This is a genomic window from Paenibacillus whitsoniae (assembly GCF_003955665.1).
GTDB lineage: Bacteria > Bacillota > Bacilli > Paenibacillales > NBRC-103111 > Paenibacillus_E > Paenibacillus_E whitsoniae.
Genome location: NZ_RXHU01000043.1, coordinates 51,495 through 67,470, shown reverse-complemented (window position 1 = coordinate 67,470; position 15,976 = coordinate 51,495). Strand labels below are relative to the sequence as shown.

The 15,976-nt window shown below is 51.5% G+C and carries 14 protein-coding genes and 1 riboswitch; of the genes, 3 read left to right on the top strand and 11 right to left on the bottom strand.

From position 1 onward, the window contains the following. Positions 1–4 precede the first annotated feature (4 nt). The 6 genes from EJQ19_RS15945 to metA all read right to left on the bottom strand — a co-directional run bounded on the left by EJQ19_RS15945 (position 5) and on the right by metA (position 8,452). On the bottom strand, positions 5–1,591 hold the full coding sequence (locus EJQ19_RS15945) for a response regulator transcription factor (protein ID WP_126142230.1): 1,587 nt from the start codon (positions 1,589–1,591) through the stop codon (positions 5–7). Next, the gene (locus tag EJQ19_RS15940; RefSeq protein ID WP_164716578.1) at positions 1,554–3,407 is read right to left on the bottom strand and encodes a sensor histidine kinase; all 1,854 of its coding nucleotides are present in this window, start codon (positions 3,405–3,407) and stop codon (positions 1,554–1,556) included. The genes EJQ19_RS15945 and EJQ19_RS15940 overlap by 38 nt, the downstream gene beginning before the upstream one ends. 400 nt (positions 3,408–3,807) lie before the next feature. Further along, positions 3,808–4,944 (bottom strand): cyclic dehypoxanthinyl futalosine synthase, encoded by a 1,137-nt coding sequence (gene mqnC / locus EJQ19_RS15935; RefSeq protein ID WP_126142228.1) that lies wholly within the window; start codon positions 4,942–4,944, stop codon positions 3,808–3,810. A 199-nt stretch (positions 4,945–5,143) separates the two neighbouring features. After that, the gene (locus EJQ19_RS15930) at positions 5,144–6,301 is read right to left on the bottom strand and encodes a trans-sulfuration enzyme family protein (protein WP_126142227.1); all 1,158 of its coding nucleotides are present in this window, start codon (positions 6,299–6,301) and stop codon (positions 5,144–5,146) included. Continuing rightward, positions 6,298–7,467 (bottom strand): aminotransferase class I/II-fold pyridoxal phosphate-dependent enzyme, encoded by a 1,170-nt coding sequence (locus EJQ19_RS15925; RefSeq protein ID WP_126142226.1) that lies wholly within the window; start codon positions 7,465–7,467, stop codon positions 6,298–6,300. The genes EJQ19_RS15930 and EJQ19_RS15925 overlap by 4 nt, the downstream gene beginning before the upstream one ends. 40 nt (positions 7,468–7,507) lie before the next feature. Beyond that, positions 7,508–8,452: a homoserine O-acetyltransferase MetA gene (gene metA / locus EJQ19_RS15920; RefSeq protein WP_126142225.1), complete on the bottom strand. Its 945-nt coding sequence runs from the start codon at positions 8,450–8,452 to the stop codon at positions 7,508–7,510. Between the two features lie 115 nt (positions 8,453–8,567). Continuing rightward, positions 8,568–8,693, bottom strand: a riboswitch (SAM riboswitch). Positions 8,694–8,922: 229 nt separating this feature from the next. Between metA and EJQ19_RS15915 the strand changes: the two genes are divergently transcribed. Then, a complete protein-coding gene (locus tag EJQ19_RS15915) occupies positions 8,923–9,150 on the top strand; it encodes a hypothetical protein (RefSeq protein WP_126142224.1) in 228 nt (75 codons plus the stop codon). A 64-nt stretch (positions 9,151–9,214) separates the two neighbouring features. On the opposite strand, the gene EJQ19_RS15910 is transcribed toward EJQ19_RS15915, so the two are convergent. The 4 genes from EJQ19_RS15910 to EJQ19_RS15895 are packed head-to-tail and all read right to left on the bottom strand — an operon-like array spanning position 9,215 to position 12,797. Next, positions 9,215–10,096 (bottom strand): metal ABC transporter permease, encoded by an 882-nt coding sequence (locus tag EJQ19_RS15910; RefSeq protein WP_126142223.1) that lies wholly within the window; start codon positions 10,094–10,096, stop codon positions 9,215–9,217. After that, a complete protein-coding gene (locus tag EJQ19_RS15905; protein ID WP_126142222.1) occupies positions 10,093–11,028 on the bottom strand; it encodes a metal ABC transporter permease in 936 nt (311 codons plus the stop codon). Before EJQ19_RS15905 ends, EJQ19_RS15910 begins: the two co-directional genes overlap by 4 nt. Before the next feature lie 9 nt (positions 11,029–11,037). After that, the gene (locus EJQ19_RS15900; RefSeq protein WP_126142221.1) at positions 11,038–11,805 is read right to left on the bottom strand and encodes a metal ABC transporter ATP-binding protein; all 768 of its coding nucleotides are present in this window, start codon (positions 11,803–11,805) and stop codon (positions 11,038–11,040) included. A 20-nt stretch (positions 11,806–11,825) separates the two neighbouring features. Further along, the gene (locus tag EJQ19_RS15895) at positions 11,826–12,797 is read right to left on the bottom strand and encodes a metal ABC transporter solute-binding protein, Zn/Mn family (protein ID WP_126142220.1); all 972 of its coding nucleotides are present in this window, start codon (positions 12,795–12,797) and stop codon (positions 11,826–11,828) included. A 612-nt stretch (positions 12,798–13,409) separates the two neighbouring features. On the opposite strand from EJQ19_RS15895, the gene corA reads away from it, so the two are divergent. After that, positions 13,410–14,345, top strand: a complete 936-nt coding sequence (gene corA / locus EJQ19_RS15890; protein WP_126142219.1) for a magnesium/cobalt transporter CorA — start codon at positions 13,410–13,412, stop codon at positions 14,343–14,345. Positions 14,346–14,441: 96 nt separating this feature from the next. Here the strand turns inward: corA and EJQ19_RS15885 are convergent, their stop codons facing one another. Continuing rightward, a complete protein-coding gene (locus EJQ19_RS15885) occupies positions 14,442–15,449 on the bottom strand; it encodes an HRDC domain-containing protein (protein WP_126142218.1) in 1,008 nt (335 codons plus the stop codon). Positions 15,450–15,646: 197 nt separating this feature from the next. Here EJQ19_RS15885 and EJQ19_RS15880 point away from each other — a divergent pair, with 197 nt between their 5' ends. After that, positions 15,647–15,940 carry a DUF3055 domain-containing protein gene (locus EJQ19_RS15880; protein ID WP_126142217.1) on the top strand — a complete coding sequence of 98 codons (294 nt, stop codon included), beginning with the start codon at positions 15,647–15,649 and terminating at the stop codon, positions 15,938–15,940. Positions 15,941–15,976: the final 36 nt, after the last annotated feature.

Below are 15,976 nucleotides of genomic sequence, written 5' to 3'. Positions count from 1 at the left end.
CTGTCTATGACTGATGCTGCTTTCGGTATTCCTTGGGGGTCAATCCGCAGTGTTGCTTGAACAGTTTGGCAAAATAATTAGGCAGATCATACCCTACAATGCTCGCCACCTCTGTCACGTTCAAGCTCGTACCGGCCAGAAGCTGCTTCGCCTTTTCCATCCGCATTTCGATCAGAAGGGTAACAAAGCTTCGACCTGTTTCCTTCTTTAACAAATGACTAAAATAAGCAGGGCTCAGATGGGCCTGGCCAGCCACATCCGCCAGCGCTAGTTGCTTGCTCGCATAGTGCTCCTCCATGTAACGGATAGCGGCAGCCACAGAACTCCCGCCGTATTTGTTCTGCCACTCTGCCAGTTCCTCCAGTAAATGTTCTATCGCCTCCGCCAGCCACGCCCGCAGCTCTTTCAAGCTGCCGCATTTGTGAAGCCGCTCTATCCGGGCTGTCAACAGCCCGGCGTCAGATTCTGACTCCAAATGTTTTCGGGCCGTTTGCTGCAAGGCAAAAACCAGTGACAGCGCCTCCAGCTTCCGTACCACTGGGCTAGAGGCGCACACGGCTTCGGTTAACTGCTCCAGGCATTCCTTCAATCCCTTCAGGTTCCCTTCCCGAATCAGTTCGGCCAACTGTTCAGCGATCATCTGCTGCTTCATCCTGCTCGAGCCTCCGTCAGGAAGGGATTGCTCGACCTCCTCCCGGGAAAACGACGATGCGGGAATCCCGCCGAACGCTGCTCCGCTCCGCCAAACGCCAAGCCGTTCCTCGTACAGATCCGGAAGCTGTTCGAGAGCGGTCACGGCAACCGCCTCCTGCAGCTCCGTTCGCAGGCCAAGGAAGCTCCACAGGCTCCCCGCAATGGCGCTCTGCAGTTGCCGCTCTTGCTCCGCTGCCAAATCCTTGACAAACAGGGCAAAACAACCTGTCTCCACGATCAGCAAGCAGCCCGCATCTCCTTGAACCTCCCTCGTCATCTCGCCGACAATATTCAGCACAGCAAATTGCAAGAGCGGAATATCCTTCTTCACATATTGCTTGTGGGCAGGAGAATAGTCGGCGATATAGAGCAGGATCAATTTCGTGCCGTATATCCGGCGCTGCAGGACTGCCGCAATGTCCGGGCGGCAGGGCAGCCGCAGAAACTGCTCCCGCAGCGCATTGTCCAACCGCTGGGCTTCTTCCCACTGCTCCATGCCCCGCTGCTGCCGCTTGACGGCTGCCGCCGCTTCCGCTTTATCCAGCACAAGGCAAATGTCCTGTTTGCTGCAGGGCTTCACCAGAATATCCAGTGCACCGCAACGCAAAGCAGATTGGGCATACTGGAAATCCTGGTAGCCGGTAATCACAATGACCTCGATGTCGGGATGGGCAGCCTTCACCCGTTGCAGCAGCTCCAGACCGTCCATCAAGGGCATCCGAATATCCGTAATGACCAGATCCGGACACAATTGTTCCACGAGCTGCTCCGCTTCCTCGCCGTTCTCCGCCTCCCCGCATACTTCCCAGACCGTATTCAAACCAGCGATCATCTTTGCCAGACCCTTGCGGAACATAGGCTCATCCTCCACCAGTAAAATCCGCATCCTCCGGTTCATCTGTTTTCTCCTCCTCCACGATAAATGGCAGCTTAAGGCTTACCCGCGTTCCCTCCCGAAGAGGATGAATCTCAAGACCATAAGCGTCTCCATAGACCAGATCAATTCGTCTGATCACATTGTTTATGCCGATACTCTCTCGTTCCTCAGGTCTCCTGCCCGCCGCAGTAAGCCGCTTTCTCAGCAGCACATGCAGATTCTCCGTCGGCATGCCGCAGCCGTTATCTTCAATATCTATCCGCAGCCTATCCTCTCCTTGCCTGAAGGCGCGGATGGAAAGCCGCTTTTCCCCGGACATGTCCCGGAACGCGTGAACGAACACATTCTCCACCAACGGCTGCAGCAAAAGCCGCTGCATCCTCCCCTGCTCCAGCCCCTCCTCCATGGTGATACTGACATGGAGATTGCTTCCGTAGCGGGCCTCCTGGATATTAATGTAATTGCGGATCTGGGCCAGTTCCTCCTGCAAAGTGCTGGGGGTGGAAACAGGCTCCAACGAATACTTCAGCAAATTCGACAAGCTGGTGACAAGAGAGGCCGTTTCCTCATCATCGTACAGCAGCATGATTTTCCAATAAATAGTATTCAACGTATTATGTAAAAAGTGGGGATTGAGCTGCGCCTGCAGCGCTTTCAACTCCGCTTCCTTCTCGCTGAGCTTGCTGACATACGCCTCCTGTATCAATGTATCGATATGAGACATCATGCGATTGAAGCTGTCCGTCAGAAAGCCGAACTCGTCAGCGGACGCCTTGGGAATGGCCACCCGAAAGTTGCCATCCCGAACCCGGTGCATAGCCTTCACCAAAACCAGCAAAGGCTTGAGCATTTTTCCGCTTAAAAAGGAAATACTCGCTGTCATCAATAGGATGCTGATGAAACCTGAGACCAGTGCCAGCTTGTACACATTACGTCCCTTCTCCTTGATCCCGGACAAAGAGACGCTGCTTAACAGCTTGAAACCCCGGGGTTCATACACGCTGGTAACAGTCAAGTAATCCGCTGTGCTGTTGCTTTGAATGAAGGTTCCCGTTCCTTCCTCCAGCTCGGGCATAAGGCCGGTGGGTTGCCTAGGCTCCAGGCTGTACAACAGACGGTTGTATTGGTCATACAGATGCAATCCCGTAGCCCGAGCCGTCATTAGCGGATTGAGGGATTCCTCGAATAGCGTTTCATCGATAATCAAAATAATCGTACCGTACTGCCTGTACTGTTTGGTAGACATCAATTTCCGGGCTGCAACCAGATAGCTCTTTTCTCCCGATGGTTCCAGCTCATCCGGGAGCTTCAGCCTCTGCCAGACAATCTCTGCGGAGGAACCCGGTATTCCTTTTTCCACCTGATTGTAGAATTCCGGGAACTGAGGCGGAACCAGCATATTCGAGTGGCTATAGAACAAATTGTTGCCGCGCACATCTGTGATGTACACAGCTCGGATATAGGGAGTCTCGCTTTTAATGGGCAAGAGCACCTTGGCCAACTCCCGTTCCAATTGATAATTGCGGTATGCCGCGCTTTCATGCTCCCCGGCTTCTGCCTGCATGTCAAGAACAAGTTGCTCCACATAAGGGTGAAAAAATATGAAATCCGTTATCCGATAGATGTCCTGAATTTTGTACCCAATCTGCTCCATCGTCTGCTCGCTGGTCTTCAGGTATTGGTTGCTGATCTCGTCTTCAAATAATTGAAGATTGATCCGGTAAGAGATATACCCGATTACAACGGAGCAGACCGTAATAATAACGGATAAGCTGATGATGAGCTTTACCTTGAATTTTTGGCGGATATATCGAATAAGGGAACGCCATTTCGTCATCTGGAATACCTCCGAATCACAAGAAGGCGAGAAGCTACTCAAGCGCTTCCGCCACATAGGGACTTGCCGATATATGTATTGTAGCACCGCCTGACGCGAGCCAAACAGCAAAAATCCAAGGATAAACGGATAAAATCTTACGATTAGCAACGAAGCAAGAATGTTCCGTTTTTTCCTCCTTGGAAGATAATTATAAAGTGAGAAAATCGTTCAATATAGATGATAATATTGTTATTTCTAGTAGAATTTTAATGAGTTTATCGAATCCCATCCGATCGTTCTTCTCGACTATCCTTGCCAGACGACAAAAAACGCTTATCCATACAAATCCATTCAGCGGATTTAATAGTAGATAAGCGTTGTAGCCTACACACGTTATGAAGTTTTTACTGCCATGCCCCTAATTCTGCATCACAAAATCCTTATCAACCTTCACATTCTCGTCATCAAACACGCGCAGAATCTCATACTTCGTATTCCGCTGCGCCGGGATTTTGCCCGCTTGGCGGATGATGTCCAGTGTCGAGCCGATGTTGACCTTGTGCGTGGTGCCCGCCGCGGAGACAACGTTCTCTTCGATCATCGTCGAGCCGAAGTCGTTGCAGCCGTAGCTGAGTGTCAGCTTGCCGATCTCAGGGCCCATCGTCACCCAGGAGGACTGGAAGTTCGGCACGTTGTCGAGCATGATGCGCGAGATGGCCAGCGTCTTGAGGTACTCTTCCGGCTTCACTTTCTCGGCCTTCATGTTGGTATTGTCCGGCTGGAACGTCCACGGGATGAACGCCAGGAAGCCCGGCGTGTTTAGCTTCTGCAGCAGTACATCGTCCTGCGCGTCGCGGATGCGCAGCATGTGGAGCGCGCGCTCTTCGAGCGACTCGCCGAAGCCGATAACCATCGTGCCTGTCGTATGCATGCCGAGCTTGTGCGCGGTTTGCATGACGTTCATCCAGTCGCGCCACGAGCCTTTGAGACGGCTGATCTTGCGGCGTGTCCGATCGTCAAGAATTTCTGCGCCGCCGCCAGGCAGCGAGTCAAGGCCCGCTTCATGCAGTTGGCGAACAACTTCTTCGAGAGAAAGTCCGTCGGAGACGTCTTTCATTTTCATGATCTCTGCAGGAGAGAAGGAGTGCATCGTAATGTTAAAACGCTTCTTAATCTCACGCAGAATGTTCGTATAATAGCTGAAAGGCAGGTTCGGATTCGTACCGCCTTGCATCAGAATCTCGGTGCCGTCTACATCCAACGTTTCTTGAATTTTCTGGAAAATCGTTTCATCCGGCAGCACGTATCCTTCTTCGGAACCCGGCGCACGGTAAAACGCGCAGAACCGGCAGTACACGTCACAAATGTTCGTGTAGTTGATATTCCGCCCGATAACAAAGGTCGTGATCGGATCGGGGTGCCACTTTTTCATAATCTGGTTGGCGGTGTCGCCAATTTTCTCTATTTGATCGGACTCAAAGAGGGTAATACATTCTTCCACATCAATACGTCCGCCTGCTTGTGCCTTCGTTAAAATACGATCAATCGGTTTCACAGCAGCTCAACTCCTTCGCTTTCTCTATTTCGCTCATATCTATTCATTGTACCATAGAAACGCTCAAGGTTAAACGGCTTGGCTGATCTGTGGGTCGCCGGGGAGGTTGACCACCTTATCGGCGATCACGCCGGCGATAGAAATGCTTCCCAAACGTAAAAAAGCAGCTCATCGCTGCTTTTCTCCATGAACGGCCAACCTATCCGCGCAAAGCCTGCTCCAGATCCTCAATAATATCCTCGATGTCCTCGAGTCCGACCGAGTACCGCACCAAACCGTCAGTAATGCCGCGCTGCAGCCTTACTTCCCGCGGCATCGACGCGTGCGACATCATTGCCGGATAGGACAAAATGCTCTCGACCGCGCCAAGGCTCACCGCGACAAGCGGAATGCGCACGCGGCTCATGAGCTGCTTCGCGCGCTCGCCGGAGCCAACGTCAAAGGAGACGACCGCGCCGTAGCCGGTGGACTGCTTCTCGTGAATCTCGCGACCCGGGTGGTTCGGAAGGCCCGGGTAAAACACAGCTTCGACGTCCGCCTGCTCGGACAGCCACCCGGCCAGACGGCGGGCACTCGTCTCCGAGCCCTCCATCCGCGCTTTCAGTGTCTTCATGCCGCGCATCAGCAGCCAGGAATCCTGAATGCCCAGGACGTTGCCCATGCCATTCTGGATCTGTTTCATGCGACGGCCGAGACTATCGCTCGCCACAACAGCCAGACCGGCCAACACGTCGCTGTGGCCGCCAAGGAACTTCGTCGCGCTGTGCAATACAATGTCGACGCCAAGCTCAATGGGACGCTGGTGATACGGCGTCATGAACGTATTGTCGAGCATCGTCAGCACGTCATGCTCTTGGGCAATCGCCACAATCGCGGCGATGTCCGTGATTTTCAAGGTCGGGTTCGACGGCGTTTCCAGGAAAATCGCCTTCGTGTTCGGACGCAGCGCAGCGCGCACTTGCGCCAGATCCGTCATGTCGACGAACGTGGACTCCACGCCCATCCGGTTCATGATTGTCGTCAGCAAACGGTATGTGCCGCCGTATACGTCCTCCGTGCAGACGACATGGTCGCCCTGCGACAGCAGCATCAGCGCCGACGAAATCGCAGCCATGCCGGATGCGAACGCGAAGCCTCGCGTGCCGCCTTCGAGCAGTGCGATGTAATCCTCCAGCGCCTGACGCGTCGGATTGCCGGAACGCGTGTAGTCGTAAGGCTGGTGCGCATCGACGTCCTCTTGGTGAAACGTCGACGCCTGGTAGATCGGCACAGAAGACGCGCCGGTCGCTTTATCGATTTCAGCGCCGAAATGGATTAATTTCGTCGCGAATTTTGTATCTTCTCCGTGATGGCTCATGCTTGTGAAGCTCCTTCCAGTTCAGCTTGTGCGGCTTCCAAGGCGCGGGACAGATCGGCAATGAGATCGTCCGCATGCTCGATACCGACGGAGAAACGAAGAAGGCGGTCGTCAACGCCGACCTTTTCGCGAATTTCAAGCGGAATGTCCGCATGCGTCTGCACAGCCGGATAGGTCATTAACGACTCCACACCACCCAAGCTCTCAGCGAAAGCGATCAATTGAATGTGGCGAAGAATGGGTTCGACCAATCGAGCATCCTTCACTTTGAAGGAGAAAATCCCCGTGTTGCCGCTGGATTGTTTGTTTTGAACTTCGTAGCCCGGGTGTGTTTCGAGCGCCGGGTAGAACACTTCGTCGATCAGCGGATGCGTCAGCAGGAACTTCGCAATCGCAGTAGCATTGTATTCGTGGCGCTCCATGCGCAGCGCGAGCGTTTTCATCCCTCTCATGAGCAGCCAGCTGTCCTGCGGCCCGAGTACGGCACCGATGGAGTTGTGCAGAATCGCCATTTGCTCGGAAAGCTCTTTGCCCTTGGTCACGATCAGCCCGGCCAGCACGTCATTATGACCGCCGAGATATTTCGTCGCGCTGTGGATAACAATGTCTGCGCCAAGCTCAATCGGACGCTGGAGATACGGTGTCAGCAGCGTATTGTCGACGATGGAGACGATGCCTTTTTTACGGGCCCATGTACAGACAAGCTCCAGATCCGTAATCATCATCAGCGGGTTCGTCGGCGTTTCAATCACAAGCCCCTTGGTATTAGGCTGATAAGCGCCCTCCAAAGCGTCCAGATCGTTCGTATCGACATATGTCGCCGTCACGCCAAAGCGGGCCATGATGCGTTCCAGCAAGCGGTACGTACCGCCGTAGAGATCCAAGGAAACGATGAGGTGATCCCCCTGACTGAAATAAGCGAAAATCGTTTGCAGCGCAGCCATGCCTGACGAGCAGGCAAAGCCGGCATCGCCGGACTCCAGCTGCGCAATGGCGTCTTCAAGCACTTTACGCGTCGGGCTTTTCGTGCGGGCATAGTCAAATCCAGTGCTTTGACCAAGCTTCGGGTGACGGAACGCTGTCGCTTGATAGACGGGGAAGCTGACCGCTCCTGTCACAGGTTCTTGGATAGAGCCAATTTGGGCGAGACGACTTTCGATTTTCAACGGGAATTCCTCCTAAAGTTTATGTTCGATGAGTTCCTCTTTACAGCTGCGCGCTTGCCAAACTTTCATTCATACTCGCAGTTAATTCATAAGGTGTTTCCTGATACACATAGTAGTTCAGCCAATTGGAGAACAGCAAGTTCGCATGTGCTCGCCATGTATTATAAGGCATTCTGCTCGGATCGTTATTCGGATAATAGTTTCTCGGAATCGCAATCGGCAAGCCTTTCGAGACGTCCCGGTCATATTCCCATTTGAGAGAGCAAGCGTCGTATTCGGAGTGGCCTGTGACAAAAATTTGCTTGCCATCCTTCGTCGCAACAATGTACACACCGGATTCTTCCGATTCGGATAAAATCTCGAGCTCCGTACATCGCACAATATCTTCGCGGCGGACGTCGGTATGGCGGGATTGCGGCACGTTGAACACTTCGTCAAAGCCGCGTAGCAGCTTCGTATTCGGTACGGAGACCGTGTGCGGGAATACCCCGAACATTTTCTCCTCAAGCCCATATTTTCTCACGCCGAAATGATGGTAGAGCCCCGCTTGCGCCGCCCAGCAAATATGCAGTGTGGAGGTCACATTCTCCTTGCTCCAGTCAAGAATCTGCGTAAGTTCCTGCCAGTAGTTTACGTCTTCAAAGTCCATCTGCTCTACCGGCGCACCGGTAATGATCATGCCGTCAAGCTTCTCTTCCTTAATATCGTCAAACGTTTTGTAAAACATTTCAAGATGCTCGGCAGACGTGTTCTTCGATGTATGGGTTTTCGGATGCAACAGAACGAATTCCACCTGTAAGGGCGTGTTCCCGATCAGGCGAAGCAGCTGCGTTTCCGTCGTTTCTTTGGTCGGCATCAGATTCAACAATGCGATGCGAAGCGGGCGAATATCTTGGTGGTACGCGACAGATTCGTCCATGGTGAAAATGTTCTCTTGGTGGAGTACTTCTTTGGCAGGCAAGTTGTCAGGAATCTTAATCGGCATCCTGTTCACTCCTTCTCATTCATTCTGATTGAGCCGTTTCAAATTCGTATGAAATGCAAAAATGACCTTCTCTGGAATCAGAGAAAGGCCATGAAAAGTCAATATCAATGTCCTTCTCTTATCTCCCAGATGTGCTGCAGCAGCATATCCGCAAGAATTAGCACCGTGCAGTCCTTCTGATAAAGGATTGTCGGTTGCCGGGTGTCATAGGGCTAGTCCCTCCACCTACTCTTGATAAGAAAATGAAACGTATTCGGTTAGACTTATCATACTATAAATTAGATCATTGTCAAGACCGTCTTGCTTGACCAAAATTTCCCGCTAAAATTGCTAAATTGGGATCATCTGCGGTATAATTGATACATATCGTATCAAATTTTAGGTTTCAATCGTCCCGTTTTGGGGGACATAAAGGAGAACAGGATAAAATCCCTTCTTACAAAATTTTTGTAAAGAAACGAGGTCATGACATGCCTGCTCAAACAACTGATCAATTCTCTGCTTTTGCTTCCCTGCATCGTTACTTCACTTTAATTGAGACGGAAAAGCCGACGCCGGCACAAGCCGAGAAGGCTGCCGAGCAGTTGTACCGGATCTTCGGTGCGGACAGCGAAGAAGATTTGCTGCGTCGAGGGAATGAAGAGATCATCCAGACCTACAACGAAATCAAGCAAAAAATAATTGCCGCCGCCATTTAACATGGCGGCTTTTGTATGCGCGCGCTCCTCAAACGTGCATGCGCGTTATCGGTTGTTAGGCCAGCTACGCAGCCTCTTGCAGACCGCGGCGCTGCCTGAGCTTGCGAAGCAGCACCCCATGGCTCGGTGACACCAACACCACAAGGAGCAGCAGTGCACCGGCTACCGTGATCATGCTTGCAGCAATGGAAGCGTCCAACAACTTGGCGAGGAAATAACCGACAACGGCACTCAAAGAACCGGAAAGCATACTATACACGATCATAAGGCCAAGCTTCTCCGTGAGCAGGTAAGCTGTCAGCGGTGGTACGACAAGCATACCCACGACAAGGATGGCTCCTACACTTTCAAACGATGCAACGGTTGTGACGGAAACGAGTCCCATCAGCAAATAGTGAAACAAAGCAACCGGGACTCCAACAGCCGCTGCCAGCCCCGGATCGAAGGAACATACTTTGAATTGCTTAAAGAACACGCCGATAAACAGAATATTCAGCGCTAGCGCTAAACCGATCATCCACAAAGCTTTGGGGCCGATAGGAATACCTAACAGTTCAATCGTGTTCCAAGGCACATAGGCGATTTCTCCGTACAGCACACAATCCAAATCAAGATCGATATTTCGGGTGAAGAGACTTATGAGCACAATGCCGACGGCAAACATTGCTGTAAACACAACACCGATTGAAGCATCCGCTTGTACGCCGCTCTGATGAAACAACTGTATCAACAATACAGTGACCAGGCCAAGCACTGCCGCCCCCAGCATCATGACTACGGAGTCTCGACTTCCACTAACTAGAAAGGCAATGACAATCCCCGGTAGCACGGAGTGGCTTATCGCATCGCCGATCATCGCCATGCGCCGCAATACGAGAAAACAACCGACTACACTGCACGCACAGGCTGCCAGTATCCCTGTTAAAATGACGAGAAATGAATTCATGCCGTTTCTTCCTTTCTGGTCCCTGTCCCCGTACTGCTTTCCAGCACAACCTGTCTTCTTACAGCAAGTCGAGTCAATAGCTTGGAAAGCAACCCTCTGCGGGGGGCGAATACAATGGAAACCATGAATAGCGCTGTAGCGCTTAGAACGCAGATCGGGCCTGTAGGCAAATTATTCCCCATTGTGCTAAGCAGCGTTCCCGCTGCACCGGAAAGCGCTCCGCCCCCCCCAGCGAGAATGACCATAATCCCCAAATTTTCTGTCCAATAACGTGCCGATACCGCAGGTGTTATGAGCAGAGCCGCCATTAATACGACGCCGACCGCTTGGATGCCGACAACGACAGCGATTACAATCAGAAGCATAATGCCTTGTTCCAACAGTGGAACCGGATACCCGAGCCCCTTTGCAAATCCGGGATCAAAGCTGATCAGCTTAAACTCTTTAAACAGAAGAGCGCAAACACTTATAAGAAGGATAGAAATAATAGCCATGGTGTATATATCGGTGGCCACCATTGTCGCCGCTTGACCGAAAAGGAATTTATCCAAGCCGCTCTGATTCCCTTTTCCGCTATGTTGAATTTCCGTTAACAGCATAATGCCAAATCCGAAGAACACGGATAATGTCGCCGCAATGGCAGCGTCCTGCTTGATACGTGTATAGCGGGTGATGAAGCCGATTGCAAGCGTCGCGGCAGCCCCCGCCACTACCGCACCGACAAGGAAACCGAAGATCGCTTTTGAGCCAGTCACCATGAAAGCGATACATACGCCAGGCAGTGCAGCATGCGCAAGTGCATCCCCCATAAGCGATTGCTTGCGCAAATAGGCGAAGCAACCGATTACTCCGCTGCTAAGTCCCAATAACATACAGCCCATCAGAATCCAACGCAGGTTAGGATCGGACAGTACTTCCAAAATGGAATGCATAGAATTAACTCACCTCGTCTGCTCCAGCATAGCGTTATCGTTATCCGTACGCTCCAAAATAACCAGCCTGCCGCCGTACGTTCGCTGCAAGTTCTGTGATGTAAATACATCGCTAGTGGGACCGAACTCCATCAGGTTCACATTGAGCAGCATCACCCAATCGAAATATTCCTTGACTGTGGCAAGATCATGATGAACCACCAGAACCGTCTTTCCTTGTCCTTTCAGTTCATTGAGGAGCGTGATGATCGCCTTCTCCGTAGCGGCGTCAACCCCAACGAAAGGTTCATCCATAAAATACAAGTTCGCATCTTGCGCCAAAGCTCTGGCTAGGAAAATCCTTTGCTGTTGTCCCCCGGACAACTGGCTGATCTGACGATCAGCATAATCGGCCATCCCTACTTTTGCTAGACATTCCAATGCGATCCTTTTTTCCTCCGCACCTGGACGACGAAACCAGCCAAGATGGCCGTAACGGCCCATCATAACAACATCCAGCGCATTGGTCGGAAAATCCCAGTCAACAGACTCGCGCTGCGGGACATAACCGACAAGCTTGCGCTGTTCCCGGTATGGCTTCCCGAAAATGCTAACCTCCCCGGCAAGTTTTGGGATGAGCCCAAGCGCCGCCTTAATTAGTGTGGATTTACCGGCGCCGTTCGGTCCGATAATACCGATCAGCTTCCCTGCGGGTGTCTCAAAGGAAACGTCCCGAATGACAGGTTTTTTATGATAGGCAACGGAGAGACCTTGAACAGATAACGGTGAAGACATCATGTGAGATTACCCCTCTACTCTTATTTCAATGCCTGAACGATGGTATCGACATTATGACGTACCATACCGACATACGTGCCTGCCTTCGTCCCGTCATCTCCCATCGCATCAGAAAATAGCTCACCGCCAACCGCAATGGTATGTCCCTTCTCCTTGGCGCCTTGAATGACGGCATCGATCGACTTCCGGGGGACGCTGGATTCGATAAAGACAGCTTTGATCTTGTTAGCCACCAAGTAGTCGCGAAGCTCTGTCACATCTTTTGAGCCCGCCTCCGAGGCCGTGCTAATGCCCTGTAGCCCCATTACTTTAATTGAATAGGCATCGCCAAAATATCCAAACGCATCATGTGCCGTTACAAGCACCCTCTGTCCTTCAGGGATCGTTGCAATCTGTTCTCTGGCATAGGCGTCCAATTCCTTCAATTCCTTCAAGTATGCCTCCGCATTCTTCTTATAGGCTTCCGCATGAGCACTATCAAACTTGGTCAGTTCATCTCTGACCGTCTCGGCGGCCGTCATCCAATGCTGGACATTAAACCAGATGTGAGGGTCATGCTCTGTTCCTTGCTCGGGATCGCCAGCACGCAGCTTGGAGGCGGGTATATGTTGCGATACGGCAACAGTCGGTTTGTTTTTCGCCATCTTCTCAAGAATTTCTCCCATTTTACCTTCCAAATGCAATCCGTTATAAAAAATGATGTCCGCTTTGTCAAACTTGCCTATGTCCCCCTCGGAGGCTTTGTACAGGTGCGGGTCAACACCCGCCTTCATAATTCCAGTCACCTCAACATGCTCTCCTCCAACATGCTTCACTATATCCGTTATCATCCCAATAGTTGCCGCAGCCTGAACTTTGCCCGATTGTTCTCCCCCTTGCTTGCCGGCAGTTTCTTGAGATGCACAGGCAGTAAGCGCTAACGCAAAGACTACCGTACCGACCGTCAATACAAGTCTCGTCATCGCATTGCGTAATGTCCCAACCAACTTCATTTCGAACCACTCCTCAAAATGTTTTTAAAAGGACAAATATTTCGCTGTGTACAAACTATTTTCCCTTACACTACATTTTAAATTATATACAAAAGTTTTTCCCTAATGCAATATTTATGTTTTATTTTTCTAAATTGTGCTCCACCAGGCCAATGAAAGGCACAATTAAAAAAACTCTGTCAAAGAAATGATTCCATTTCTTTGGCAGAGCCCCGCTGATTCGGCAACGTTTTTATTCACATTTTGATGTATTTTCCCATACGTTAACACATCAAGAAGTTCGCCCAGTCCCCGCACGCTTTTTGGCTTGAAACGCAATATATGAACGGGTATACTAGACAAGTATTCGACACGCAAAGATAATCGGCTTCTTCGTCTTTCGAACGGAGCGTTTACTGATGGCATAAAGCCACTTCGAGGATACACGATCTGATATGTGAAACAAAAGGAGGGCATTACGGTTGGACGGAGACCCGAGGAGTTGCACCTATAGCGCTTTTCAACAATTTCATAGCGTAGGAACGCAGTCGGTTATTCCTTCATCCTGAGCCTTTTGACGACCCGGTATGAACATAACCGGCTGCTGCTTCCATGCTTCAAAGGGGTGGACAGATGAAAACACGGTTGGTTCAAAACGGTATTTTTACGCTGGTGGAAGACGTGACTACGGCCATATCTCCGCCGGAGCACGGGTTTTATTGGATTGACGCAGGCATTGAGGATTTGGAGCTGCTGCAGCCCTTGTTCCATTTGCATGATTTGGCGGTGGAAGATTGTCTGAGCGAGGAAGAGCAGCGTCCGAAAATTGAATTTTACGATTCCCATTATTTTATTGTCATTAACAGCATTCGTTTCGACGACGAAGAAATTTTTCTGCGCGGCCTTAATATTTTCTTAAGCAAACATCTCATCATTACCGTTACTCGGCAAAAAATCAATGAACTCCGCGCTCTGAAACCTTTCCTCTGGGAAGAGGAAGTCAACAGCGCAGATCGCTTCTTATATCACCTTGTCGACCTTGTCGTCGACAACTATGTAGCAGTCGGCGACCGAATCGAAGCGAAAATCGAGAAGCTGGAGGAAGACATTCTTGTCGCCACCAAGAAAACGCACCTGAGTGAAATTATCGGGCTTCGCTCCGAAATTTTGTGGCTCAAGAAAGTGCTCGTTCCGCAGCGCGACGTGATCGGCACGCTGAATCGAAAAGAGCTGCGGCTCATCGATCATCAGCTCCAAAAATATTTCGGCGACGTTTATGAAAATGCCGTCAAAATCGTCGACACGTTCGATACCTTGCGCGATCTCATGGGGAACTTACGAGAAGCTTATCAGTCCAGCGTTGCCAACCGCGCGAACGAAATCATGCGTGTGTTCACCGCGCTAACGACGATTTTCATGCCGCTGACCTTTATCACAGGCGTATTCGGTATGAACTTCGATAACATTCTCGGCCTGCATGTCGCGCACGGCGATGAATTCGTTCTCGCCTTCATGGGCTTCCTCGGTATCGCCATGTACATTTTATTCCGCAAAAAAGAGTGGCTATGACGCCCTCGTTCCTTTACAGAGGCTTCTTGCCGCAGCTCGATGGGCTGCGCAGGGAGCCTTTTTGCCGCCCGTCAGCGGTACGCGCAAACCTCAAACTTAACTCGCCGCCTGCGCAGACATCTTCTCGCGGCGGAAACGGATGCGCAGCAGCCGCAGCCATTCATATGCGCGATCGAGCTCCTTGCCTTTTAGTTCCGCCTCCCCTGTCAGCCGCTGCAGCACCGGCTTCAGATAGCGGTCGCCGCCCGTTTCGAACGCCTGCCACGCTTTGATTTGCTCCTCTTCCGGGATCGAGACCAGCTCCGCTTCAACCAGAGGCTCCATATCGTAGCCCTCTTTATCCAGCTCCTCGACCCACAGCAGAAGCTCTCGCCGCGGCATATCGAGACTTACCTGCAAATCGGCTAGCGTCCCGCCGCCGGAGACGACCTCCAGCACCTTGCGCTTGCTGACCTCGCGGTCCAGCTCCATGCGCAGCTTTTGCTCTTTTTGCGCGAGCAGCCAGCCCTCGAATTTCACCAAATCCACAACGTTCATCACCCAGTCCAAAGGGAATTCATGCATGCGAACTGCGGGCATCGTAATTTGCAAAATATCGTGGGCATAGATTGCCGCTTTCTGCTCGCCAAATCCGGGAATTTGCAGCAATTCTTCCTTCGTCTGCGGCAAAAAGACGGAAAGCATGCGCAGCACGCGATTCGTCGCCAAAATATACGGCGCCTTCTTCTCCTTTGCGGCCTGCTCCCGCCGCCATGTGCGCAGCGCTTCAAAAACCTCCTCATTCGGATGCTCCTCGCAGTAATAACTGAGCATCTGAGACGCTCGCGCCTTGTTTGACATGCCCTGCGACAGCTCCACTTCCGTCTGAACAAGCGGTCGATAGCCGTCCTTCATTTTTTCCCGCAGGCCCTGACGGAATACGTGCAGCATCTCATCCCAGCTGATCCCCTGGTACCAGAGAACAGGCTCTTCCTCCGTCCCGGCATCTGTATCTTGCCAATGCACACTCCATACGCCCTGCTCCTCTCCAATCGAAACTTGCGCCTTACAAGCCTCCTGGTTGCCAGTCCCCCGCTCCAACGTGTTCAAAAATACAATATTCATACGACGACCTCCCAAACAATGAATTTAGCGTAGAAAAACGAAAAAGCACCTCTCCCGCCTCTCGGCAGAAAAGGTGCTTCCCTTTTTCCAATAACCAAATCATACCATGTCTGTAAGATGGGCGCAATAGTTGTTTTGTAGACGGGCCGACATCGGGTATAATGGTTTACATACTAGGAAGCATGGAGGACTTATCAATGAGTGAATTTGACTTTTTATATGATCACAAGGAAGAAACGACGACCCGATTCGTCTGCTTTATCGGAAAAGCCCTGCACCGCTTCGACTTGGCCATTATGACGACAACCCGCTACTACGGCAAAAAGATGGTCATCGACCTGCAGTCCGGCCGCAGCGCGGTGATCGGACCGGACGATTTGGCGGAAGAGGGGTACCTCGAATACGCCTTCAAACTCAACGAAGAGCAAGCGCAGGAGTTGACTGAATTTTTATCCGAAGTCATCGGCTCCATTCACTTTACGGATATTTAAGGCTGCCGCGGGGGAAACTGGACTAAGACCCTAACC

Bases quoted from the DNA above. Each gene is read 5' to 3' on its own strand.
- EJQ19_RS15945 (WP_126142230.1), bottom strand. From the start codon at position 1,591: ATGAACCGGAGGATGCGGATTTTACTGGTGGAGGATGAGCCTATGTTC.
- EJQ19_RS15940 (WP_164716578.1), bottom strand. From the start codon at position 3,407: ATGACGAAATGGCGTTCCCTTATTCGATATATCCGCCAAAAATTCAAG.
- EJQ19_RS15930 (WP_126142227.1), bottom strand. From the start codon at position 6,301: ATGAGCCATCACGGAGAAGATACAAAATTCGCGACGAAATTAATCCAT.
- metA (WP_126142225.1), bottom strand. From the start codon at position 8,452: ATGCCGATTAAGATTCCTGACAACTTGCCTGCCAAAGAAGTACTCCAC.
- EJQ19_RS15915 (WP_126142224.1), top strand. From the start codon at position 8,923: ATGCCTGCTCAAACAACTGATCAATTCTCTGCTTTTGCTTCCCTGCAT.
- EJQ19_RS15910 (WP_126142223.1), bottom strand. From the start codon at position 10,096: ATGAATTCATTTCTCGTCATTTTAACAGGGATACTGGCAGCCTGTGCG.
- EJQ19_RS15905 (WP_126142222.1), bottom strand. From the start codon at position 11,028: ATGCATTCCATTTTGGAAGTACTGTCCGATCCTAACCTGCGTTGGATT.
- EJQ19_RS15900 (WP_126142221.1), bottom strand. From the start codon at position 11,805: ATGATGTCTTCACCGTTATCTGTTCAAGGTCTCTCCGTTGCCTATCAT.
- EJQ19_RS15895 (WP_126142220.1), bottom strand. From the start codon at position 12,797: ATGAAGTTGGTTGGGACATTACGCAATGCGATGACGAGACTTGTATTG.
- corA (WP_126142219.1), top strand. From the start codon at position 13,410: ATGAAAACACGGTTGGTTCAAAACGGTATTTTTACGCTGGTGGAAGAC.
- EJQ19_RS15885 (WP_126142218.1), bottom strand. From the start codon at position 15,449: ATGAATATTGTATTTTTGAACACGTTGGAGCGGGGGACTGGCAACCAG.
- EJQ19_RS15880 (WP_126142217.1), top strand. From the start codon at position 15,647: ATGAGTGAATTTGACTTTTTATATGATCACAAGGAAGAAACGACGACC.